Source organism: Paenibacillus sp. FSL R7-0189 (assembly GCF_037969925.1).
GTDB classification, from domain to species: Bacteria; Bacillota; Bacilli; order Paenibacillales; family Paenibacillaceae; genus Paenibacillus_AQ; species Paenibacillus_AQ odorifer.
The window spans coordinates 5,854,045-5,876,895 of record NZ_CP150223.1 but is presented as its reverse complement, the minus strand read 5'-3'; the positions used below and the strand labels follow the sequence as shown (position 1 = coordinate 5,876,895).

General features: G+C 42.3%; 20 protein-coding genes. 14 read left to right on the top strand and 6 right to left on the bottom strand.

All coding sequences use genetic code 11. From position 1 onward, the window contains the following. Positions 1-29 precede the first annotated feature (29 nt). Positions 30-1,850 carry a M20/M25/M40 family metallo-hydrolase gene (locus MKY63_RS25745; RefSeq protein ID WP_076316424.1) on the top strand — a complete coding sequence of 607 codons (1,821 nt, stop codon included), beginning with the start codon at positions 30-32 and terminating at the stop codon, positions 1,848-1,850. Between the two features lie 17 nt (positions 1,851-1,867). Here the strand turns inward: MKY63_RS25745 and MKY63_RS25740 are convergent, their stop codons facing one another. Continuing rightward, a complete protein-coding gene (locus tag MKY63_RS25740; RefSeq protein ID WP_076316425.1) occupies positions 1,868-2,677 on the bottom strand; it encodes a MerR family transcriptional regulator in 810 nt (269 codons plus the stop codon). Positions 2,678-3,034: 357 nt separating this feature from the next. Here MKY63_RS25740 and MKY63_RS25735 point away from each other — a divergent pair, with 357 nt between their 5' ends. Continuing rightward, a complete protein-coding gene (locus MKY63_RS25735) occupies positions 3,035-4,471 on the top strand; it encodes an amino acid permease (RefSeq protein WP_076223656.1) in 1,437 nt (478 codons plus the stop codon). Here the strand turns inward: MKY63_RS25735 and MKY63_RS25730 are convergent. Further along, complete coding sequence (locus tag MKY63_RS25730; RefSeq protein WP_038571226.1) at positions 4,468-5,100, bottom strand: LysE family transporter; 633 nt, start codon at positions 5,098-5,100, stop codon at positions 4,468-4,470. The two genes, MKY63_RS25735 and MKY63_RS25730, sit on opposite strands and share 4 nt — an antisense overlap. A gap of 119 nt (positions 5,101-5,219) precedes the next feature. Then, positions 5,220-5,741 (bottom strand): DUF3231 family protein, encoded by a 522-nt coding sequence (locus MKY63_RS25725; RefSeq protein WP_076274527.1) that lies wholly within the window; start codon positions 5,739-5,741, stop codon positions 5,220-5,222. Between the two features lie 702 nt (positions 5,742-6,443). Here MKY63_RS25725 and MKY63_RS25720 point away from each other — a divergent pair. Next, positions 6,444-6,752, top strand: a complete 309-nt coding sequence (locus MKY63_RS25720; protein WP_038571232.1) for a WGxxGxxG family protein — start codon at positions 6,444-6,446, stop codon at positions 6,750-6,752. A 451-nt stretch (positions 6,753-7,203) separates the two neighbouring features. Here MKY63_RS25720 and MKY63_RS25715 read toward each other — a convergent pair whose 3' ends face one another. Further along, complete coding sequence (locus tag MKY63_RS25715) at positions 7,204-7,752, bottom strand: TetR/AcrR family transcriptional regulator (protein ID WP_038571236.1); 549 nt, start codon at positions 7,750-7,752, stop codon at positions 7,204-7,206. Between the two features lie 183 nt (positions 7,753-7,935). Between MKY63_RS25715 and MKY63_RS25710 the strand changes: the two genes are divergently transcribed. The 3 genes from MKY63_RS25710 to MKY63_RS25700 all read left to right on the top strand — a co-directional run bounded on the left by MKY63_RS25710 (position 7,936) and on the right by MKY63_RS25700 (position 10,779). Then, on the top strand, positions 7,936-8,937 hold the full coding sequence (locus MKY63_RS25710) for an NADP-dependent oxidoreductase (RefSeq protein ID WP_076274528.1): 1,002 nt from the start codon (positions 7,936-7,938) through the stop codon (positions 8,935-8,937). Between the two features lie 234 nt (positions 8,938-9,171). Further along, positions 9,172-9,924 (top strand): SDR family NAD(P)-dependent oxidoreductase, encoded by a 753-nt coding sequence (locus tag MKY63_RS25705; protein WP_076274529.1) that lies wholly within the window; start codon positions 9,172-9,174, stop codon positions 9,922-9,924. A 282-nt stretch (positions 9,925-10,206) separates the two neighbouring features. Continuing rightward, positions 10,207-10,779 carry a TetR/AcrR family transcriptional regulator gene (locus MKY63_RS25700; RefSeq protein ID WP_076099173.1) on the top strand — a complete coding sequence of 191 codons (573 nt, stop codon included), beginning with the start codon at positions 10,207-10,209 and terminating at the stop codon, positions 10,777-10,779. Positions 10,780-10,998: 219 nt separating this feature from the next. Here MKY63_RS25700 and MKY63_RS25695 read toward each other — a convergent pair whose 3' ends face one another. Continuing rightward, a complete protein-coding gene (locus MKY63_RS25695; protein WP_076274530.1) occupies positions 10,999-12,708 on the bottom strand; it encodes a glycoside hydrolase family 2 TIM barrel-domain containing protein in 1,710 nt (569 codons plus the stop codon). A gap of 149 nt (positions 12,709-12,857) precedes the next feature. Here MKY63_RS25695 and MKY63_RS25690 point away from each other — a divergent pair, with 149 nt between their 5' ends. The 4 genes from MKY63_RS25690 (at position 12,858) to MKY63_RS25675 (ending at position 17,163) form a co-directional block, all read left to right on the top strand. Then, positions 12,858-13,700 (top strand): AraC family transcriptional regulator, encoded by an 843-nt coding sequence (locus MKY63_RS25690; RefSeq protein WP_076274531.1) that lies wholly within the window; start codon positions 12,858-12,860, stop codon positions 13,698-13,700. 114 nt (positions 13,701-13,814) lie between these two features. Further along, positions 13,815-14,597 (top strand): ABC transporter ATP-binding protein, encoded by a 783-nt coding sequence (locus MKY63_RS25685; protein ID WP_036677157.1) that lies wholly within the window; start codon positions 13,815-13,817, stop codon positions 14,595-14,597. Between the two features lie 296 nt (positions 14,598-14,893). Next, a complete protein-coding gene (locus MKY63_RS25680) occupies positions 14,894-15,577 on the top strand; it encodes a MarR family transcriptional regulator (RefSeq protein ID WP_076274532.1) in 684 nt (227 codons plus the stop codon). 233 nt (positions 15,578-15,810) lie between these two features. Beyond that, positions 15,811-17,163, top strand: a complete 1,353-nt coding sequence (locus tag MKY63_RS25675; protein ID WP_038571252.1) for an MATE family efflux transporter — start codon at positions 15,811-15,813, stop codon at positions 17,161-17,163. A gap of 130 nt (positions 17,164-17,293) precedes the next feature. Here MKY63_RS25675 and MKY63_RS25670 read toward each other — a convergent pair whose 3' ends face one another. Further along, positions 17,294-18,271 (bottom strand): biotin--[acetyl-CoA-carboxylase] ligase, encoded by a 978-nt coding sequence (locus MKY63_RS25670; RefSeq protein WP_076274533.1) that lies wholly within the window; start codon positions 18,269-18,271, stop codon positions 17,294-17,296. A 247-nt stretch (positions 18,272-18,518) separates the two neighbouring features. On the opposite strand from MKY63_RS25670, the gene MKY63_RS25665 reads away from it, so the two are divergent. The 4 genes from MKY63_RS25665 to MKY63_RS25650 all read left to right on the top strand — a co-directional run bounded on the left by MKY63_RS25665 (position 18,519) and on the right by MKY63_RS25650 (position 22,844). Then, positions 18,519-19,070: a biotin transporter BioY gene (locus MKY63_RS25665; protein ID WP_036677150.1), complete on the top strand. Its 552-nt coding sequence runs from the start codon at positions 18,519-18,521 to the stop codon at positions 19,068-19,070. Positions 19,071-19,189: 119 nt separating this feature from the next. Beyond that, a complete protein-coding gene (locus MKY63_RS25660; protein ID WP_036677148.1) occupies positions 19,190-20,623 on the top strand; it encodes a helix-turn-helix domain-containing protein in 1,434 nt (477 codons plus the stop codon). Between the two features lie 161 nt (positions 20,624-20,784). Beyond that, positions 20,785-21,492: a purine-nucleoside phosphorylase gene (deoD, locus tag MKY63_RS25655; protein ID WP_036677145.1), complete on the top strand. Its 708-nt coding sequence runs from the start codon at positions 20,785-20,787 to the stop codon at positions 21,490-21,492. A 47-nt stretch (positions 21,493-21,539) separates the two neighbouring features. Continuing rightward, on the top strand, positions 21,540-22,844 hold the full coding sequence (locus MKY63_RS25650) for a purine/pyrimidine permease (protein WP_076274534.1): 1,305 nt from the start codon (positions 21,540-21,542) through the stop codon (positions 22,842-22,844). Positions 22,845-22,851: the final 7 nt, after the last annotated feature.

Genomic DNA, 22,851 nt, shown 5'->3' with positions numbered 1-22,851 from the left:
ATCATCAATCACTCAAAGGAGACAAGGATATGGATCAACAATTGAAGCAAAAGAATCAGTTAAAACAAATTAGCGAGATAATAATGAATTGTGTCGAACGTGATGAGGAGAAGATTGTTCAGTTCTTCTCAAGTCTAGTTAAATGTGAAACCCCTAGCCCTCCAGGTGATACGCGTGAGGCAATGGCGATGGTTCAGAGTTACCTCGACATCGAGGGACTTCCGTACAGGCAAGTCAACGCCAAAGATACCATGCCAAATATCATTTCTTCGGTGCAAATGCCAAGCGAGGGTAGGCATCTGATGTTCAACGGACATCTCGATGTACTGCCTGCTGGAGATGAACCCGGGTGGACTGACGATCCATGGAGCGGAAAGATTGTGAACGGTCGGGTATGGGGACGCGGGACGTCAGATATGAAGGCAGGCGTAACGGCGATGCTTTTCGCCTACACGTATCTATCACAATTACGCGATCAACTGAAGGGCAAACTATCGCTTACCATCGTCTCCGATGAAGAGACTGGATATGGACGGGGCACCGGCTTTATGTTCGAGCAGATCGAAAGCGAAATGGAAGCCGACTGCGTCCTCAGCGCCGAACCCTCTGGAACGGATGCGATTTCGTTCGCCTCGAAGGGTTACATGCAGTTTTCTGTACGAGTGGCGACACGGGGAGCTATATCCGGGTATCCTAACGAAAGCAAAAGCTCGATCCGTATCGCCACCGATATCATCCGCGACCTTGACGAGTTGGAAGGTATCGAGGTAGACGTTCCCTCCTCGATTACGGATATACTCTCTAATCCGCAGCGGCGTGAACAGTACAACGAGTCCAGAGGAGAAGGTGCAGCTGAGATTCTGCCATTAATCACGGTTAATGTTGGTACGATCGAGGGTGGCAATTCACCTAGTGTCATTTCACCTGATTGTATATTCTCGGTATCCGTTGTTCTTCCAGTCGGAGCTGATCCGTATACGATTTTCTCGAAAGCCAGAGATATTGTATCTCGCTATCCCGAAGCAGAAATCAAATTGGAAGGCGTCGATTCGGCGGATGTATCGGATCCAGACAGTGAGATGGCTAGGATCTTGCAGGAGACGGTAGAAGATTTGGGGTGGAACAAACCGGTGCTGGTTCCTGATGTTGCAATTTCCGATTGTCGGTACTGGCGTTATCGTGGTACGCCTGCTTTCTGGTATGGTCCGGACGGAAGCAATTGCAGCGCGGCCAATGAGTCGGTATCGATCAAGGAATTGCTGCATCTGGTTCGCACCCATGCCTTAGCAGCAACACAGTACCTCATGAATAATTATATAGAAGAAGACACAGAAGAAAAAAGTGTTGAAGGATCAGCAGTGTCTGAAGAAAAACCTAAGTTCGCTGCACACAAACCAGAGATCAAATCGCTGCCGGCTCTGCGCGTCGCCCGCATCATGGCAAAAGCGAAGAGCTTTAATCACATCAACCTTATCATTGGTCCAATGTTTAATCAGCTCTACCTCAGCCTTACCCAGGCAGGTGTGATTGTTGGTGCGGTATCGCTAGCCACCTTTGAGGAAGACGTGGACGGTAACGGGTTAATTGTGACTGCCGCATTTCCTGTCGGACCAGAGGTTGTCTCCGGAGACGGATTCGAGGTCGTAGTACTCTCTGGTGTTGAAGCGGCTGTAACGACGGTCCACCGTGGCTCAGAAAGCACTGCTGCCACCTGGAATAATCTCCGACGTTGGATTAGTAGAGAGGGGTATCGGCCTCAGGAAGTATACCGCGAGTTCTACATCGTGGCTCAACCGAATCCGCAAGAGCTCTGGGCTACCGAGTTGCAGCAACTCGTCACACGACGCTAAGCTATAAATTAAATTTTCTACTTTATAGCAAGACTGATTTTCGTGACAAAGTCTTCTTCTCTATTGGATGACAATGCATTGACCAAATATTCTTCATAAGCATTACCGGATACATGAAACCCTCTATCCCTAATTTCATTTAACAGGAACGGATAAACTTCCGTTATGCTCTCATAGCTGCCTTTATGATAAAGAATGGCATAAAGACCTGCGGATTTTAATTCGGCATTCGGAGTTTCAGTGTGAACAAACAAACGTTCAACTCGGTTAAACCGACCATGCAAGATATCCTCTTTGCTAGTCACAGAACCAATGAAAGCTGGACCTTTCATTCCTGTTTGCTCTAAAAAAACTTCATAATCGTAATTCCATTCTTCGTTAGAGGTATCACCGGTACGTGGATTCGGGGCACTATATATCACGTGTTCCTCCGGTAATTCAACGATTGTAACTTCACCTAGTGTGGTATTTATTAATTCTTCTGATATGGATGTCAACTTCGAAAGGAACCAATAAATTTCTTGTAGCTTTTTAATTTCTTCTTCCACCTTTATGAGTTGTTCTTCAGCAAGCTTGGTCAATTTCTCCGAGGAAGGTGAACTGAAATAGCTCTTCAGATCTTTAATAGGAAAGTTCAACGATCGGAGTGATTGTATAGCCCAAAAGGTATCGAGCTGCTGTATAGTGTAATATCGATATCCGTTATCGCTTATTCCTGCTGGTTGAAATAGCTTTATTTTGTCATAGTAGAACAATGTATCTTTTTTGATTCCGAATAGCTTAGCAAATTCACCAGTATAAAAATTCGTTAGATTTTTTCTAATCATGAGTAAATTATCCTTTACTATAGAGTAAGTCCATACCCAATAGTACCATTTATACGGAAAGATATCATTTATACTGCGGTTTAGATTTAGTTACGATTGCCATTCCACAGATCACAGAACAAGAAACTTCCGTAAACATACGAATCGATACAACGATTCCTACCACAAAAAAGCCATACTGATTAACCAGTCTTTTCTTCTTTATTGCATACTACCCGGTATGAATAACTATAAGCCTGTCAGCCTTTCTGGTCGGGAAGCTTATTTATTATGATTCCTGTAAATAACGGACCCGCCTGAAGGGAATTCTAGAGATGAGAGATATCTCAAATTCTAATCAGGATGAGGACGGAATTCATGAAGCAACCTTCCAGTAAAACTGAAGAAGACGATAAACTGAAATGGTGGCAACTAAGCTTGTTAGGCATAGCAGGCACTATAGGAACCGGGTACTTTCTTGGCTCAGGTCTAGCAATTTCTATGGGAGGGCCAGCAGTGCTGCTAGCCTACATTTTAGCTGCTATTGGAACATATGTCGTATTTGATGCACTGGCTCAGATGACAGCGGAAGATCCGGAGCAGGGTTCATTTCGATCCTATGCAAAAAAAGCATTTGGAAATTGGGCAGGGTTCGGGAGCGGCTGGGTATATTGGTTTTCGGAACTGTTGATTATGGGAAGTCAGCTCACAGCATTGTCCATATTCTCGCGTTTTTGGTTCCCGGCCGTACCGATGTGGGTATTTGCTGCCAGCTTTGCGGCCGTGAGCCTATTGATTGTGTTTTTTGGTAATAAGGGCTTTGACAGGGTTGAAAATATACTGGCCATCATTAAAGTGGCGGCTATACTAATGTTCCTTGTTATTGCTGCCGTACTTCTGACGGGTTGGATCGGCGGTTCTAAGTTCTCACCGAAAGTTCCACTTGGGTTTAAAGCGTTGTTTCCATCTGGAGGTATTGGGTTGTGGTCTGCCTTTATTTTTGCTTTTTATGCCTATGGTGGCATTGAGGTGCTGGGAATTATGTCCTACAGGCTAAAGAAACCTGAGGAAGCTCCAAAAGCAGGAAAGGTGATGTTGCTGGGACTGGCTACAGTATACGTTCTCTCAATCGGGCTTGCAGTAATCATGGTGCCGCTTAGTGCTTTTAATCCAAAAGAAAGTCCTTTTGTGCTCGCGCTCAGCAGCGACCATCTGACCTTTATACCGCATTTGTTTAACGGGGTGTTGATCATAGCTGGGTTCTCCACGATGACAGCTTCGCTTTATGCCATTACCTCGATGATGATCACTCTTTCACAGGAAGGGGATGCACCCAAGGTTTTTTCGAAGAAATGGAAGGATAAATATCCGTTTTTTGCCCTTTGTTTAATAGCTGGAGGTTTAGGGGGTGCCATTATGATGTCATTGTGGTTGCCAGGAAAAGTATACGAATACATTACAACAGCTGCCGGACTGATGATCCTCTATAACTGGTCCTTTATATTGCTCTCCTCCCGCAAGCTGCTTAAGCCCAGTCTTCTAAACGGGGTGAAACGCTGGCTAGGCTTAGTGCTGATCGCTACTGCTGTAGCAGGTACGCTATTTCATGCGCTCAGTCGTCCAGGCTTCTACATCAGCCTGCTAATTGTTTCGCTGATTGCCTTGAGTGATTGGATCGTTCAACACATCCGTAATAAGAAGGACAGTTATGTTATGGGGCATGGGGCGGACGAACAGACCCATGAATATCATTCTTTACCGGGCGGTCCTGAATTTCGGATTAAGGGCATAAGGATGCGAAAAAACAAGGTTTAATGAAAAAAGAGAAGTCGGGCAGCCTGTACACCAAAATAAAAACCAAATCCAATCAGCGACAGACCTGACAGAACGGAGATCGCCTTCAATACCCGAACGGTTAGAAATTTACGAAAGAGACTGGAGGCGGCAGCCATGGTTACATCCCAGAAAAGAATCCCTAGTACGATTGCTCCGCTATAGATCAATAATTGCTGCATCGGATACTCGCTGACCGCCTTGGCTAATATTGAGCCGTAAATACCCAACCAAAAAAGGATCGAGAGGGGATTGAACAAGGACATGAGAAATCCCGACAGATAAGATTTGGATAGTGAGGTATCGTTGCCCCTCAGCCCGTCAGCTGAAATGTCACCTGTATTTTTAATGCTGTCTACACCTGAATAGACGAGGACAAAGAATCCGAACAACCATAAAAACACTTTAACAAACGGAGCATCCAGCAGATGAATGAGGCCAAAATAAACAAGCAGCATGTAGATGATATCGGCACTAACCGCCCCTAAACCGACTATCCAGGCAGGCATAAATCCTCCGCGGAGTCCCTTGTCCAGCTGTGCTGCATTAATGGGTCCGAGAGGTGCCGAGAGGGATAATCCTATAATCATATAACCTATAAATACGTTAATGTTGTCCTCCTCCTTTATATAGATAGCTTATTCTGATAAAGGCAGTGGTAGGACAACCAAAAAAAGGCCCGCGGAAGATCGCGGGCCTTCTTTTATAAGAAACTAAAGAGTGAGTAGAATTACGCCTTCACGGATTCAGGTCTTTTAACAAGAAGAGGTGGAGGAATCAACCAGCCCTTTTTCTTAGTCAAATGTAGAATTTTAAGGCCGATGGCTGCTTTGGTAAGGTGATATTTAGCAAACAAAGCCCCTATATCTTCTCTGATCGATTGTCCCATTGCCTGACTACATGCCACAAGTCCAACAGCATTATCAGCTGCAAGTTTGACTGCAATTTCAGGATCTGTGAAACGTGCCCCTACAGGAATATCTTCAAGTTTAGCATCGGGCCGATTTGGCATTACTGGTGCAGATGCAATACCTTGCTCTGAGAGCAGTGTATCACACTCACTGATTTCAAGCTCCGCTTGATCAATTAAAGCTCCTAATATTTTTTTCAGGTCATTGTCGCCCGCGTGGTACATATAAGCTCTGTAACAAGAGAGGGCTCCCTTTGCGACCATTGAGGCTTGCCAAACCGTAAAAATCTCTCCATAATGCATCGGTTCTTCTTTGGGGTTACCGCCTAGAATCCCTGTCATAAATAGTCTCCTTTATTGTTGGATTTGAACAAACATTAGCATGCCCACAACAACAAGAAAATTGCAGCTTTTCACATAAAATAGGTATGTCAATTTGAGGCTTCGACATCCGTGCATGTTTAAGGATAAATAGCACTAATTTTCTCATAATAGGATAAATGTGAAAATAAGGAACGATAAAATTGAACACGAGTTGTGGAGGAATCAAATGTTTTTCATCGTGATGATTGGATAGATACTTCCATGGACGATGGCAGATACTATTTTAGAGAGGACTTATCAGTAATCATTCTAACGGACCGCTTGCAAGTATAATTGCCTTTGCATTCAATGAAGTTGGTTATCACTGGAGAGAGTCGAGTGTATCTCCATCGAGGCAGGGATGGAATGGGAGTCATTGCTTCCAACACCTTTGGTAAAATGTTAAGCCCTGTCCTCGGCGCTTATTTAGGTACATTGTTATAGTTTGCACCCTTGAAGGAATTGAAAAAGAAATCGAGGCACGATCACTTCTTTATATAGCAGCCGTAGGGGCGGAACGTGACTGCTATCCTTATTCGCTGTTACTCCAAGCGAGGGAAAGACAGGAGGGAAGAACAATCAGAAGCAAAGCTATTCCTCAAAATTCTCGGATAGGAAGGATTAAATAGGGGAAAATAGCAATGGGTGCTGCCTGCCCAATATTGTTCTGGAGGGAAAAAAATGAAGAAGATTGCTACTTTTGCATCAGTTGCATGTCTTAGTTTACTTTTAAGTATTCCAGCATTTGCGAACCAAGATGAAGCAAACCTAGGGATACAAACACATTACTCGGCTAATCAAACAAATGATAACCTGAATGCAAGGAATGTTAATGCAACGGGTAATCATAATTCAACAGCGGTCGAGAATGGAAATTACCGAGCGCAGGCAGTCGGGGATGAGAATCGAGGCACTAATTGGAGCTGGTTGGGTCTCTTAGGGTTGCTTGGACTTACAGGCTTGCGGAATAGAAGCCGAGAAAAAAGCTAAACTTTTTAGAGTTAAAGGGAACTATAGGGACCATTTTTATGATTAGAACTGAGGACTGCATTTACAGACTCGGCAAAAAATTTATACCTTTAATTTGTTCTAAATAAAAAGCCGGTTTCAGGATGATCCTGAATAACCGGCTTTACATTTTTTTAGCAAACCATTTTTAGGAGAGATTTAAAGATAATCGCACTTGAATTTGCCATTCACCAGCCACAGGTTCCAGAAGTCGTCCGTAACCCGCACATATTGGCATGCTCAGTGAGGAATTCAGGAATTCCGCGTATTCCACCAAAACAGGACTTCGTAATGATAATTTTATTCCATGTTTTACGAAAATTGGGGAACCGGACAAAAGTGGGAGAGCAACGGCAGTACTTCAGAAGACAGAAGCTTCTGGACCATGTTTATGATTGAAGAATAATTTTTTTAAAAACTAGAGGATTTGAATTCATAGGCCCTGTTTGATTAAACTCCAGATGCGTTCAAACCTGTCTTGGTAGTCAGGTAAATTCCAGGATTCTTTGAAGGATGGGAGGCTAAATACTGCAAACGCAGAGAGAATCGCCTCAGCCCGTTCCAAGTGGGGATCGTGATAGTCCATGAAGCCGTCAATAATTTGGTAGGAATCCCAGAGAACATCGCGTAATACCAGTGGATTGCTATCCACGTATTGAGTATTCAAGGCAAACATCTTGGGATTCTCGTTATAAGCCCGTTTTTTTGCGTTAACAAATGCCCATAACCAATCGTGAAGCAATTCTTGCGGTTTAGTTAAACTAGTCATATCTAATTTAATTTGTTCTGAAATCATCCGGTTGAACCAGCTCTTAGATACGGCTGCCCAGAGCTCTTGCTTATTTTTAAAGTGCTTATAGAGCGCTGCATGGGTGATACTTAATTCATCCGCAATTTGTGAGAGTGTCACTTCGGATTTTTCCGTGCGTTTAATTAATGCCTCAGCTGTTTCAATAATGAGCTCTTGTGTGATTTTAGCCACAGTACTGCCAACCCTTCTTTCTTCAATAAATTCCTTTTTATCATTAATACACTTGCGAATATTTTAACATATAAAATAATCAGTAACAATTATTGATTTTTGTAACTTATTGCTTTATGCTTATTGTATAAGTTACAAAAATAAATAAATGTTACTTTTTTAACGCATAGGAGGTCATTAATTATGAAAGCAGCACAGATCACCAAATATTCAAAAAAGTTCATAGTAAAAGTGAACGATATTCCAATCCCAGAAATAAGTGATAACGAAGTCTTGGTCCAGGTGAAAGCAGCAGCAGTTAATCATTTGGAATTGCTCATTGGTACCGGAAGCGTAAAGCTGATTCAGGATTATGAATTCCCATTGGTACTTGGTAACGAGCTGACGGGTGTTATTGAAAAAGTGGGTAAGAAGGTGCAAGGCTTCAAAGTTGGCGATGCAATTTATTCACGTCTGCCACTACAAAAAATCGGTGCCTTTGCGGAATACGCGGCAATTAATGCAAATGCCATCGGGCACCTACCCGCTAATTTGAATTTTGTGACTGGTGCAGCTGCGCCATTAACAGGATTGACAGCCTATCAAGGATTAAATGAAGAATTAGATGCTAAAGCTGGCGAAATCGTGTTTATCCCTGGAGGTTCTGGTTCATTTGGCCAAATGGCCATTCCTATCGCCAAAAGTATGGGGCTCAAGGTCATCATCAGTGGAAATCCAGAAGCACGTGAACGGACAATGGCCGCTGGTGCAGACCAATATATTGATTATACGACTGAGAACTATTGGGAACAGCTTGGTGATGTAGATTATGTGATTGATACCTTGGGACCAAGCGAATTTGATCATGAGCTTTCAATTATTAAAGCAGGAGGCCGCCTTCTTTCTCTGCGTACCGGTCCTAACAAACGTTTTGCAGAAGATCTGGGCTTCTCTGGCTGGAAAAAAAAGCTCTTCACCATCGCCGGGGCTAGGTATGATCATAAAGCGAAGAAAAAGAAGATTCAATATCATTTCATTTTTGTTCGCAGTGATGGCGAACAATTAAAGAAAATCACGAAGATTATTGAAGATAATGGGATTGTACCAGCAGTGGACCCAACAGAATTCCACATAGAAGAGATTAACGAAGCACTGAATTTTGTTGCTGAAGGTCATCCTAAAGGGAAAGTTATTATCAGATTTTAAGGAGTATATCTAAATTGGTTGTCGAAAAATTCTTTACTGATCATTCTAGAATTGATATACTGATTTAAATTAGAGTTAATAGTGTAGTTTTTTTGCCGTAACTAGAATGATCGTTCTTGAATATTTCGAAGAAATTTATTAAGGGAGGGATGAACGAGATACAAGTTTAATCGTGAACAAAACTCTATCGAAATGTTGTTAAATGATCAAAAAACTTAAAAGGGAGAGAATAATATGAAATATACAGTGATTACAGGAGCAAGCTCAGGAATTGGGTATGAAACAGCATTGGCGTTTGCTGCACGCGGTAAAAATTTAATTTTGGTAGCTAGAAGATTAGATAAATTAGAAGAACTTAAATCAACAATTCAGAATATTGATCCTAATGTAAATGTTCTTGTTCGTTCAAGTGATCTGTCTGTTACAGAGCAGGCTTACACACTGTATAACACTTTGAAGGAATACCAAATAGAAACCTGGATTAATAATGCAGGACTTGGTGAAGCTTCTTTTGTGGTAGAACAGAATTTAGATAAAGTTGAAACTATGTTACGTGTTAACATCGAATCCTTGACGATCCTTTCTACACTATTTGTGCGAGATTATACTGATGTTGAAGGAACTCAGTTAATTAACGTATCATCCGCACTCGGATATGCCATTGCTGTTGGGAGCGTTGCTTATTCTGCATCTAAATATTATGTTAGTGCCTTCACCGAAGGGCTTGCAAAAGAACTAGAGCTTAAAGGCGCGAAATTAAAAGCAAAAGTTTTAGCTCCAGCAATAACTGAAACGGAATTTGTGAAGAAATCAATAGATGCTGAAGAATTTGATTACAAAGCAAACATGCCTAAGTACCACACTGCCAAACAAATGGCGAGTTTCATGGTAGAACTTTATAATAGCAATGATATGATAGGGATTGTTGACCAGAACTATAACTTCAATCTGAGAGATCAAATCTATCCAATTATATCTGAGTTTTAAATCGAATTAGATATTAGTCACGAAAACGATCTTCGAAGAAACTGGAGCAAAAAGAACTGGCTTCCCTATTCTTAAACGTAGGGTACAACTTTTGCACACGCTGGAAAAAGATTGGACTCTGGATTGTTTAAAAACAGCCAAAGTAAGAATCCAATGGTAAGCATCAGTTCAGTTATCATGTTATGAATAAAATCAAGCATCTTGCTTGATTTTATTTACGTTTTATATATTAGTTTGCGGATCGTTTACTTAAATGTATAATGATTGCTTGAGGTGATTACAATGGCAAGAAGCAAAGAATTTGAAATTAATGAAGTACTAGATAAAGCGATACAACTATTTTGGATGCAAGGTTACGAGAAAACTTCAATGCAAGATTTGGTAGACTGTATGGGAATTCACAGAAGAAGTATCTATGATACATTTGGTGATAAGCACGCCTTATATTTGACGGCACTCCAACGGTACGAATCTACTCAAAACAAAAAAATGAGATTCTTGGTTGAGAAGCAAGAACCGGTAAAGGAGATCATTCGACAATTTCTAGAATCCTCGATGAGGAGCGAAGGAGAACCTCAAGGATGTTTCATAGTTAATTCGGGTGTGGAGCTGGGAGTACTGGATCCGGAGGTTGCATCCTTTGTTGAGAATAGCTATTCAAAAACGGAGAAGTTGTTATATGACCTCGTTCAGACTGGCCAGCAAAGAGGTGAACTTAGAATTTCACTGGAGCCCGAGGCCATTTCTCATTATTTAATGAATGCCTGGTTAGGACTGCGTACAATGGTAAAAACGGCAACGGATCATAAAAAATTAACAAGTATTATTCATACCATACTGATCACTCTAGATTAAAACTCCTTTATCTATCTGCAATGTAAGAGGAGAAGCACTTGTATCGAATGCCGAAAATAGTCAATCAACTTACTGCTACCCGAGTACGCAAAGAATAGAACCGGCTTAATACGCCCAGCTTAACTATATATACGGCATCCGAAACCAGCTGTAAGGATCTAAGAATGCAGACACTAAAAAAACCCATGCTGACGATGGGCTTCTTAGTCAATGTGGATATTAATCTGTCCAAGATCGGTAGATACGGCGCACTTCACGAAAGGATTGTTTGGGTTTACGGTATTCATTAACCAGACCCTTATTGTTGAAGCCGCGGGCCCGGTCGCGGAAGTTCTTACTGCTGCTCTTCAGATCGCCGCGGATGTCTGCAAACTGCCAGATGTAGGTCCCGCCAATTTTCGAATCATTCTTGAAGATTGCCAGCGCTTCAGTCACAATATCTGCCTGATAATCCTCGCTGAACAATCTCGGCTCCCAGCCCACATCCCCGAATAGTCCAGCACCACCGAATTCGGTCATGAGCACAACCTTGTTACCGGCTCCCATCTGCTCCGCACGCACATGGAACTGTTCCAGCATGTCTTTGAAGCTGGCTGTATCGCCTTCGTACCAGCCAAAATATTTATTTATACCGATAACATCGAATAATGGAAGTAGAATATCTTCGAGTGGATGCATCGTAGCGTAGGTGACAAGCCTAGTGCTGTCGAGTTTCTTCACCAATCCGACTAGAGCTTGTGTGAAAGCATATGCTTCTTGAGTCCGGGTATCAATCTCATTATGAACGGACCAGAAGATCACACTTGGGTGATGAAAATGCAGGCCAATCATTTCTTCAATCATAGACAGTGCACGCTCCTGGAAGAGCGGCTCACTTACCGTTTCGTTCGGCAGAAAGGCTCCCCATATCGGAATTTCGCTCCAGTATACAATCCCTTGCTCATCGAGTAGATCAAGCCAATATGGGCTCTGGGGATAATGCGAGCCCCGGACGGAGTTGCAACCTAACTCCAAAATGATACTGAGCTCCTTGTGCATCAGCTTCGGAGGGAAGGCAAAACCCCACTCAGGATGCTCTTCATGTCGGTTCACCCCCTTAAGATATACGGGTGAACCGTTAATTAGAATCCGATGATCCTTTGTTTCAATACAGCGAAAACCGATCCGTTCAATTTTGTCGTCTTCCTCTGTCCGCAGTTGAAAGGTATACAGTTCTGGAAGACCTACGTTCCACAAACGTATTTCAGGCATAAGCAACTTGAACGTATGACTGAGGGTTTGGCCAGTCTCAATCTGTACTTCTTCCGAGTGCAATTCATGTCCGCTTTCGGAGAATGTGATCTTGGTAGTATGCTGCTCCTTATGGAAGGAATGGAGCTGCACCTGAACAGTAACATCTGCATCTGATCCATGCAGTGCATAATCAATCTTCAGCTGTTCGATGTAAATATCAGGCAAATATTGCAGCTCCACCGACCGTATGATACCCCCGTAATGATACCAATCCACCTGCTCTGTCGGAATCGTAAGTAGGTCCAAGGTGCTGTCCGTCCGGACGATAATCTCATGTTCTCCTGCCCCTAAGGAAGGAACAATAAATTCAAAAGGTGTAAATCCGCCATAGTGATACCCAAGGTGCCGCCCGTCCAAATAGACATCGGCATGGCCCAGCACGGCATGAAAGATGAGTCTGACATGCTGCGAATTCACAATCTGTATTTTTTTACGATACCAACCGACACCTTCATAATCGTACATTCCCAGTTCATTATTCCAGCACGAGGGCACATAAAGAGACTGCCTAGAATGTGGAAATCGCTCAAACCATTTTTCTTGAACACCCGTATTTAACGGATCCTTCATGAAATCCCAAGGCCCATCCAACAGCTCAGCTCTCCGAATTTGATACTCGCTAAAAGTCCTTAACAAGTGTGTTCCTCCTTTTTTTCCTGTAATGTATTGAGAATTTCAGACATCTTGATAATATGGATAGTAACATTTGGAGTTTAAGCATTGAATAGAAAAAAACGTTATCGTCTTGTTTAAATCGCTCTTTTAGCAGCAGGAGGGGATATTAATTGGAAGAAAATGATTACAAGCTGAATGACCTCACCGTGCATATCCATTTTGTACTCGACAAAGCTACTTATCCCGGCTGGGAGGACATCCGTAACATGGTAAATGTGCACAGCTTGTACTGGATTCATGAAGGTAAAGGGGTTTTCCTGACCAATGTTGAGCACAAAGTAGAGGCTGGAATGCTAATCTATTTAAAACCAGGCCTTAAACTGTCCATGCGCTCGCAGATGGATGCTCCACTTCGCATAACGATGCTGCTCTTCGATTGTGCAGAGCTTGGTTATGATGCGGTATGGAAGGAAGTCAAGCCAATCGGAAAACTGAGACTTCCCTTCTTAAGCCAATATAATCAACAGGAAGCTGAGGAAATTAGCAAGCTGGTCTGGGGGATTCACCAGGACTGGCTGCCCGGACTAACCGATGGCATAGCTGTATCCCGGGCTAAAATGCAGATCCTGCTGCATATGCTGCACCAGACCGTACAACCGGACTGGAATCTGATGGAGTCTGGAGCTTTCGCCGCCTTCGAACAGATCAAGAAAACACTCGAGAACGACTATAAGGATCATCACCGGATCGAGAAATTGGCGGAGAAATACGGCATTTCGCCATCTTACTTGCGTAAGATGTTCCTAAAATTTACGGGGATGGGGCCTAAGGAATACCATATGCACATACAGAACCAGCAAGCTTGCCGTTATCTAGTCTTTACCGATTATCCAGTTAAGGAAATAGCCAAATTATGCGGGTACTACGAAGAATATCATTTCAGCAAGATTTTTAAACAGCTTAACGGGATCCCTCCGACAGTATACCGAAACAAACAGAGAATCAAAGATTAATTGTCCGTAGAACCACTGGTAAAAAAATCTTGAGGTTATGGTTTTTTTACGGGAAGGGCTGTACCATGATAGTATTGAACTCATTGAAGCATGTATAAGGAGGGAAAATTGGGCATGATTATATCACTCAAAAATGTATCATGGCAACGTGATACGACAATGATCTTACGCGATATGAATTGGGAAGTGAAGCAGGGACAACACTGGTGTATCGTCGGTCTGAACGGTTCAGGAAAAACGACGATGCTAAATGTAGTGAACGGCTATATCTGGCCGACAACAGGACAAGTCGAGGTGCTGGACCATCGCTTCGGCGATGTGGACTTGAGAGAGCTACGCAAACGAATCGGTTGGGTAAGCACCTCCTTGCAGCAGAAGCTGTACGGCCATCAGACTGCCCTGAACATCGTCCTAAGCGGAAAATTTGCGACCATTGGTCTGTATGATAAGACAAATGAAGAGGATCAAAAACAAGCCGAAGAGTTAATGGAATTTCTAGACTGCTCTTCCTTAGTTAGTCGTACATATGATACCTTGTCGCAAGGACAGCGGCAGAAAGTCCTCATAGCACGCGCACTAATGGCCAATCCAGATCTACTAATTCTTGATGAGCCATGCACGGGACTTGATATTTTTGCCCGAGAACAGCTGCTGCAGATGATCGAGAAGATAACAAAGCAACCCGGTGGACCAACCTTGCTGTATGTAACCCATCATATCGAAGAGATAACACCATGCTTTACGCACACGCTGCTGGTAAAGAGCGGCGAAATCTACAAAGGGGATGAGACAGTAAACTGCTTGCAGTCGGATGTCTTGAGCGATTTCTTCGATACCCCTGTTGAAGTACAGGAACATCATAACCGCAAGTGGCTTACACTTGCCGGTGATAAGTAGAATATCAAGGCACATCGAATAGGCGAGCAAACCGTTCTGAAGTGGTTTGAAGGATTGCTTGCAGATATATAAAATGAAAACTGATCACAATATAATTTTAAAATAACCCGCGCGGGGCGCGGGTTTTGTATTTTTTTGCAAGCTTATAAGCCACCTCCCAGAAACAGCGGAACAACATACTAACGGTACCTGCAAAAAACATTTTGACATATCTAACAGGTACCGTTATAATACAAATCAACAGGTACCGTCACAAAGAGCAACAGGTACCGTAAAAATTCAACGGAGGATTCATTATGGACATGAATGATGAGTTATACGAAAAACTCGCGAAACTGCAATGGCTGTTGCAAAGGCAACACTTGAAAACTCACGCCGCGGTTGGTCCTATGGCCGACGCATCACGTGGGCAAGGCAGGATATTAGCATTTCTTCGGATGAAAGACGGTATCAGCACCAAAGACTTATCCTATATGCTGGACATCCGTGTATCATCCCTCAATGAATTGCTTGGTAAACTGGAGAAAGCAGAATACATCACCCGTAAGCCCTCAGAAACAGACAAACGTATCATGTTGATTTACCTAACGCAAAAAGGGCAAGAGGAAGAGAAACAAGAGATAAACAGCGGCAACATATTTTCTCGCTTATCGCCAGAAGAGCAGATAGCTTTCGGGGATTACCTAACTCGCGTCATTACAGCTGTGGAGGAAGAACTTGGAACGGACGGAGAACGTGATGTGATGGCTATGTGGATGGAGGCCGCAAAGGAGCGTATGGGAACAGAGGAATTTGAAAAACTGATGGCTATGCGCGGACAAATGCACAAAATGTGGGGAAATTCTAGGGACGAACGCTTTAGCGGCAGATTCCCTGGGTTTGGCGGAGAAGGGCATGGTGACATGCGCGGATTCGGCTGGCCTTCCAGAGATGACAGTAATTCGTCACCTGACAAGTCACATGGCCCGGACGATAAGTAATTAGAGTCTTTTAGCAAACAGTAGCTGAGGCGCTGCCTTTTCACCAGAGAAAGATGAACGGCAAAGGCAGCGTAATGTGAAACTGAAGAATAGTCAAATTTCGTACGCCAAATCTGAGACTCGACGTTAGGGTACAGGTTTGCTTGTTGCTGCGTCACGGTTCATATTGGACCGATAGTTAGAATTCTAAGTAATTTCAAAAAACAAAATAAAGAAAGATAGTGGTGAACCCTATGGATGCAGAAAACCTCCATTACTTTGAAAAAGCACCTGTCGCAAAAGCCGTAGCTCACTTCGCAGTACCGATGATGCTAGGCATGTCGATGAGTGTCATATACTCCATTTTGAACGCCTATTTCCTTGGTACACTGGGCAATACTGCGATGTTAACCGCACTCGCACTAACTTTACCGTTATTTGCCGCCATAATGGCGCTTGGTAACTTGATTGGCATCGGTAGCAGTGCATTTATCTCCCGTTTGTTGGGAGAGAAAAAATATGATGATGTAAAGCATGTGTCTTCATTCGCCTTTTACAGCAGTTTAGTTCTCGGTCTTATTTTGATGGCTGCCGGCATCCCATTGATCGATTCAATCGTTCATGGCTTGGGAGCGACGCCTGACTCCTTCGGATTCACGAAGGACTATGTCACGATTATGCTTATTGGTTCACCTTTCGTCGTTCTATTCTTCACGCTGGAGAATATCGTGCGCTCGGAGGGGGCAGCAATCACTTCGATGATCGGTATGCTTCTCAGTGTTGTTGTGAATATTATTCTCGATGCGCTAGTCATTTTCGTCTTCCATTGGGACGTGATCGGGGTTGCATCTGCTACAGTCATTTCTAACTTGGTTGCAAGTGCATTCTACGCCTTCCACATGGGATATAAGAGCCAATTCTTAACCATCTCCGTAAAATGGTTCAAAGCTTCCAAAGACATTCTCAGCAATGTATTTAAAATTGGAGTTCCAGTCTTTGTTATGAGTCTCTTCATGGGTGCAATGTCACTCATCTTTAACCGTTTTCTGGTCGAATATGGGGAGCAGGCCATTGCGGCCTTCGGGATTTCATCACGTTTATTACAATTTCCAGAGGTTATCCTGATGGGCTTATGTGAGGGAGTCGTGCCGCTGATTGCCTTCTCTTTTACAGCTAACAAATTACGCATGAAGCACACCATTACTTTTACAATCAAAGTGACTGTGGCATTAGCAGCCGTGTTCGGCATTATTGTATATCTGATTTCAGACCACTTAATCGGTTTATTTACGAATGACCCTCAATTAATTGAACTGGGCAGCTACATTCTTCATGTAACGTTCTTATCCCTGTTCATTTCAGGAACGACCGCGTTGTTTACAGGTATCTTCCAAGCGACAGCACAAGGAACCGCCGCCTTTATTATGTCAATTATTCAAGGTATTACTCTGATTCCAGTATTGTATATCGCTAATCGAATGAACGGTTTCCACGGAGTAGTCTGGTCGCTCGTCATTTCGGATGCTGTTGCGTTCCTTGTGGGTGCCATCATGCTGTATGTTCTGCGGAACAAATTGCAGCCTGATTTAGATACTTTAGTACAGTAAAATCCTAAGCTTTAAGTTGATACTTTAAGTTCATCTAAAAAAACCTTGGATCAGCAAGGTTTTTTTGGCTCGTATGATGACGCAGCCTGCCATGAGGCAGCACATAGCTGCTTTGGAGGCGAAGCTCCAGTTAAATTTTAATGCTGACTTCTCCACTTGAAAGATACTCCTCGTCACCATTCTCATATCTGACTTTCAGATGGCAATCGTCATCGATATCAATGGCTGTTGCTTTACGGTGTTCATTATCCTTTATCACGGTCACAGGTTCTCCAAGTGAAATTAACCTTTTTTTGTATTCGGAAAGAAACAATCTGTCCGTTAAATGCTCATAATATCTCATGAAATTGTTTAGTACTTCTGCAACGAGACGGTTGCGGAGATCACCATAAGGATTGTTTTCGGAGATTACAGTTGTTGCAATCTCGGTAAGATCAGTGGGAAAGCCTTCGGAAGGGAGGACTACATTGATACCGATGCCGAGAACAGCATAATCAAGCCAGCCGTTTTCCAGTGACACGGATGCTTCGGTAAGAATCCCGCACACTTTTTTCCCTTCCATGAAAACGTCATTTACCCATTTAATCTGCGTTTCTTTACTGGATACTCTCTCGATAGAAAGGGCTACAGCTACTGCGGCGCAAGTGGTCAATAAAGCTGAGTCTGTTGCGGACAGTTTGGGACGCAGCAGGATGCTCATATAGATACCCGTTCCAGGTGGAGAAAAGAACTTCCGGCCCATTCGCCCGCGACCAGCTGTTTGTTCTTCCGAAAGAATCACCTTACCTTCAGCTTCTCCATTTGAGGCAAGGTTTTTTACGGCTTCATTCGTGGAAGATATGGTCTTAAAGACTTCAACTCGTAACTTTTGCCCCCGAGTATCCAGGTACTTTGAAATTGCACTGGCTGATAAGATATCCGTTTGTGGTGACATGGAATATCCTTTATTGGTTACAGCTTGTATGGAATAACCGTCTGTCTGTAAAGATTTTATGGCTTTCCAGACCGCGCTGCGCGTCACGGATAACTGAACGGCTATTTCCTCGCCGGAAAAATATTCACCCTTATTACTGTCGAGTAAGGCAAGAATATGTTCTTTTACTGTCATGAACTTAAACCTCCAAAAGTATAACTCTCCGACCAAAACCCATTGAATAGATTAACATCCAACGATTGCGACTGAATACTCTAATTCTATATAACAATAGGAAAAACTCAAGCATGGTATTTTATTCTATTGTAAACCATATAATATTTCATGGTTTACAATAAAGAATATCTCCATTATAATTCAGCTTACTGGACGTATTTACTAACCAGAATACAATCATTGATATCCAATGGAGGTCATTTTTTTGAAGACAAAAGAACTTATTTATGCTGCATTATTCGCAGCACTTATCGCGGTGTTGGGGATGATACCGCCCATCCCACTCGGCTTCATCCCCGTTCCGATCACTGCCCAGACACTTGGCGTCATGTTGGCTGGATGTTTTCTGGGGAAACGGATGGGCGCTCTCAGTCTAATTATTTTCATCATACTAGTAGCCATTGGGCTGCCTGTACTGACCGGCGGTCGCGGCGGAATCTCGGTGCTAGTTGGACCTTCTGCAGGATACATATTTAGCTTTCCAATTGCGGCCGGCCTTATTGGCTGGTATTCCGAAAAAATCTGGCCGAAGGTTCGAACTTGGAAGCTGGTAGCTATCAACATAATCTTCGGTGTATTACTAGTGAGTCTGATTGGTGCCCCTGTCATGGCATTGATAACCAATACTTCGATCTGGGCTGGTCTTGTCGGAGCGTTGGCCTTTCTTCCGGGAGACATCATCAAAGCCGTTATTGCAGCCGTCATAACGATGCAGCTGAAAGCAATTAGCCCTATTGAAGAAAAAACACAAATATAATGTGATGTGAAACTCGGGTAAATAAAACCCGGGTTTTTTTATTGAAAAATAATAGGGTTATGGTTGCGAATTTGTTTATACTATAAAAATTAAAACGAAATTGAAGTGGGTGTAGAAAAATGGATAAGGGATTTAATTTAGCTAGTCAACTATTAACGCTGCTTGATACGGAACATAGATGGTTTACCTTAGCGGAAATTGAAAAAAGTTTAGGGATCTCTGATAAGACCATCCGGAAGATGGTGGAGGAAATCAGCAAGCAATTACCATCTACTGTAACCATTGAGGTTTCTAGAGGAAAGGGAATAGTTCTTCAACGTGATGGGCGAAGTACGATTAGTGAAGTGATTTCTTCTATGTTCAGACAAACCATCTTTTATCGGCTGATGGATTTTTTGTTTACGAATGTAGGGCGACTGTCTGTGGAGGAGCTCTCCGAAGCCATGTTTATGAGTACCTCGTCTTTGAAGAAATTGATTGTGCAATTAAATAATGATGATCTAAAAGCTTATAAGCTACGCATTAGTTTTTCTACCCCCATGATCAAAGGGAATGAAATGAATATTCGATATTTTTATTGGAAGTTATATTGTGATGCGTATGAGTTTACAGGCTGGCCCTTTGCGAATGTTGATTTTGCTTATATTAATCAGTTAATCACAAATATAGAAAATGAGAATAACATTGTATATTTTATCAATTCCAAAAGGAGATTATCGTTTTTGTTGGCCATTGTTATAGAAAGAGTGGCTAAAGGAAAATGTGTGAAAATCGACGAAAATGCTTACCCTTGGGAAAAGGGGATGTTTTATTTTCCAGTGAAAACTATTGCAAAACGTCTTGAGGACAAGCTGTCCCTTAAATTTCCAAACAGTGAAATATTCTTTATGCAATCCATGGTTAGTCTCAGCCAATATCATTATTATGAAGGGTCAGAGATCACTCCGATGAAAGAAGTAGAATTACATAAGGATAAAGAAGAATATCAAATGGGGAATCTGCTTCTAATGTTATTAGCAAAGGTATACCCGAACTTGCATATGCAAGAACGGTTTATTTTGGAGATTTACGGGTTCTTTGACAAGCTATTAATCGAAAATGCCATTCCTGAATGGATGATGATTTCAACAAGTCATTTAACAACATATGTTCAAAAGGAGTGCCAGCAGATTTATCAAGAATTGCAAACCTGTATGCAAACGTGGAATAAAACTTACCCTTCTGTTTTGTTTAATCACTTTCATTTAACAAAGCTAACCTTAATTGTCCGCTCGAGTTTACGTTACAAAAGTAAGAGGGCTTTTTTAGTGATCGGGGAAGAATTTTCAATTCGTCATTACATAGCAGATTTGATAAAAAAAGAAATTGGGGATCAGTTGATCCTTAATACTTCCATAATGAAAGGCCTGACCGACGAGATCATGCAGCAAAATAATATCGATCTTGTCATTAGTAATATCCCGGTTGCATTAAAGACAGTGCCTGTTGTTATTATTTCTACGATCCCCTCTAAAAGAGACTTAGACAACATTCGTAAAGAACTGCTTTTATAATTTGACCAATTATTTTCCGTAAGCTCCGTAAGTTTTTGGTCTAGTTTGTAATGTTAAAAAACCTTATGCTCAATCTAGTTTCGAAACTGATTTTACTTGACGGCAAGTGGAAAGCGATTTCGGTAAACCTCAGTTTACTATTAAAAGTTGGAGGAAGAACTATGAGTAGGCATTTAGGTGCAAATAAGGGAGAAATAGCAGAGCTCGTTTTGCTCCCAGGAGATCCCTTGCGTGCAAAGTTTGTGGCAGAACACTTTTTAGAGGAGGCTTATTGTTATAACGAAGTAAGAGGGATGTATGGATACACTGGATTATACAAGGGTGTGCCTGTGTCGGTTCAGGGTACAGGGATGGGAAATCCATCGATGAGTATCTACGCGACAGAATTGATCGTCGATTATGAAGTTAAGAAATTGATTCGCATTGGTACATGTGGCGCGATGCAGGAAGAAATCAATATCCGCGATATTATATTAGCCCAAGCAGTATCTTCAGACAGTAATATGACGGAAAAGATCTTTCATGGCTGTAATTTTGCACCAACGGCAGATTTCTCATTGCTAATGAAAGCATATCAACAAGCACAAGCTAAAAATGCCAATGTGTTTGTTGGTAACATCTATAATTCTGATGAATTTTATCGTGAAAATTTAGATCGGCTTCACAAGTTTATGGATTTCGGTGTATTAGCTGTAGAAATGGAAAGTACCGCCCTATACACTTTAGCCGCTAAATATGGTGTAAAAGCTTTATCGATTTTGACCGTCGGCAGTCAATTGTTAAGACAGGAACACCTAACTCATAAAGAAAGTGAACAATCCTTTTATGAAATGGTCGAAGTAGCTCTTAACACAGTCATTGAAGGCTGATTTATTGATAAGAGTGTAGTGTTGTTAGAAAAGAGAGTGAGAAAGAAATGAAGGTAATACTGTCAGGATTGCAGTGGATGATTTTTATGATCGCTGGTGCAATTGCTGCACCCATTGCTATCGCAGATTTATATAACTTAACACCCATAGAGACTTCCGGACTCATTCAGAGCACCATGATTACTTTAGCAATAGCTGGATTTTCACAAGGCCTGATGGGTCATAAATTCCCTATTCATGAAGGTCCGGCAGGGTTATGGTGGAGCATTTTTACCATTTACGCGAGTTTAGTGGGGGGACTATATTCCTCTAACAACGGCGCTTTACAGGCTTTAAGTGGAGCGATGATCATTAGCGGAGTGTTATTTATCCTAATTTCAGCATTTAAGCTAATGGATAAAATCGCTCGTCTATTTACTCCCACCATCACCTTTATTTATTTACTTTTATTGATCTTTCAATTAAGCGGATCTTTTATGAAAGGGATGATGGGGATTACCATATCCCACACCATGTTAGATGTTAAAGTATTCATCCTTAGTGTGATTGTGGTCTGCATTACCTTTTGGTTAGGCAACAGCCGCTTTGTATTACTCAGCCAGTTTTCAATAATTTTCAGTATAGTGATAGGCTGCCTATTATTTATAATCTGCGGTAGTATGCCGGCGGTTTCTCGTGCGGATACTCTATTTAAGCTGCCGGAAATATTCCCATTTGGAAAACCCCGATTCGATGCCGGGACAATTACTACTGCATTTTTACTAACCCTATTATTAATAACCAATGCAGTGGCATCCATCCGTTTGATGGAGACCGTTATGAAACCCAAGCAAGGGGATCATCGTCGTTATTTGCGCGCCGGGTTTACTTCTGGAATTACGCATCTTATTAGTGGTGGTTTAGGAGCGATCGGCTCAGTCCCTATTTCGGGAGCGGCGGGATATGTTGAACAAACAGGGATGAGGGAGCGCAGATCATTTTTAATAGGCTGCAGCTTAGTGATCTCAATATCCTTGTTTCCGCCTATGATGAATTTCATATCTGCGATTCCAGCTCCCATAGGCTATTCTGTTACCTTCGTCATTTTTGTGAAGATGGTCGGACTAGCGCTAAAGGAATTGAAAAAGGTTATTCATGAAGAGCGAACATTTATTGTCAGTGGGCTTTCCCTTTTAGTGGGTGTAGGTTTAATGTTTATTCCTGCATCAGCTACGGCCCATTTATCTCCGATCGTGATAGCCATTTTAAATAATGGATTAATATGCGGAAGCCTGTTAGCGATTATTTTGGAACAAGGGTTAATGTGGAAAGATGCATTTCGATATGAGGATTCCAAGAAAATTAACCGATAATTTGGAG

What these genes read in the sequence shown, in the direction of transcription:
- MKY63_RS25685 (WP_036677157.1), top strand. Translation starts at nt 13,815, where the DNA reads ATGATTATATCACTCAAAAATGTATCATGGCAACGTGATACGACAATG.
- MKY63_RS25705 (WP_076274529.1), top strand. Translation starts at nt 9,172, where the DNA reads ATGAAATATACAGTGATTACAGGAGCAAGCTCAGGAATTGGGTATGAA.
- MKY63_RS25650 (WP_076274534.1), top strand. Translation starts at nt 21,540, where the DNA reads ATGAAGGTAATACTGTCAGGATTGCAGTGGATGATTTTTATGATCGCT.
- MKY63_RS25670 (WP_076274533.1), bottom strand. Translation starts at nt 18,271, where the DNA reads ATGACAGTAAAAGAACATATTCTTGCCTTACTCGACAGTAATAAGGGT.
- MKY63_RS25740 (WP_076316425.1), bottom strand. Translation starts at nt 2,677, where the DNA reads ATGATTAGAAAAAATCTAACGAATTTTTATACTGGTGAATTTGCTAAG.
- deoD (WP_036677145.1), top strand. Translation starts at nt 20,785, where the DNA reads ATGAGTAGGCATTTAGGTGCAAATAAGGGAGAAATAGCAGAGCTCGTT.
- MKY63_RS25720 (WP_038571232.1), top strand. Translation starts at nt 6,444, where the DNA reads ATGAAGAAGATTGCTACTTTTGCATCAGTTGCATGTCTTAGTTTACTT.
- MKY63_RS25725 (WP_076274527.1), bottom strand. Translation starts at nt 5,741, where the DNA reads ATGACAGGGATTCTAGGCGGTAACCCCAAAGAAGAACCGATGCATTAT.
- MKY63_RS25660 (WP_036677148.1), top strand. Translation starts at nt 19,190, where the DNA reads ATGGATAAGGGATTTAATTTAGCTAGTCAACTATTAACGCTGCTTGAT.
- MKY63_RS25680 (WP_076274532.1), top strand. Translation starts at nt 14,894, where the DNA reads ATGGACATGAATGATGAGTTATACGAAAAACTCGCGAAACTGCAATGG.
- MKY63_RS25745 (WP_076316424.1), top strand. Translation starts at nt 30, where the DNA reads ATGGATCAACAATTGAAGCAAAAGAATCAGTTAAAACAAATTAGCGAG.
- MKY63_RS25710 (WP_076274528.1), top strand. Translation starts at nt 7,936, where the DNA reads ATGAAAGCAGCACAGATCACCAAATATTCAAAAAAGTTCATAGTAAAA.
- MKY63_RS25675 (WP_038571252.1), top strand. Translation starts at nt 15,811, where the DNA reads ATGGATGCAGAAAACCTCCATTACTTTGAAAAAGCACCTGTCGCAAAA.
- MKY63_RS25735 (WP_076223656.1), top strand. Translation starts at nt 3,035, where the DNA reads ATGAAGCAACCTTCCAGTAAAACTGAAGAAGACGATAAACTGAAATGG.
- MKY63_RS25700 (WP_076099173.1), top strand. Translation starts at nt 10,207, where the DNA reads ATGGCAAGAAGCAAAGAATTTGAAATTAATGAAGTACTAGATAAAGCG.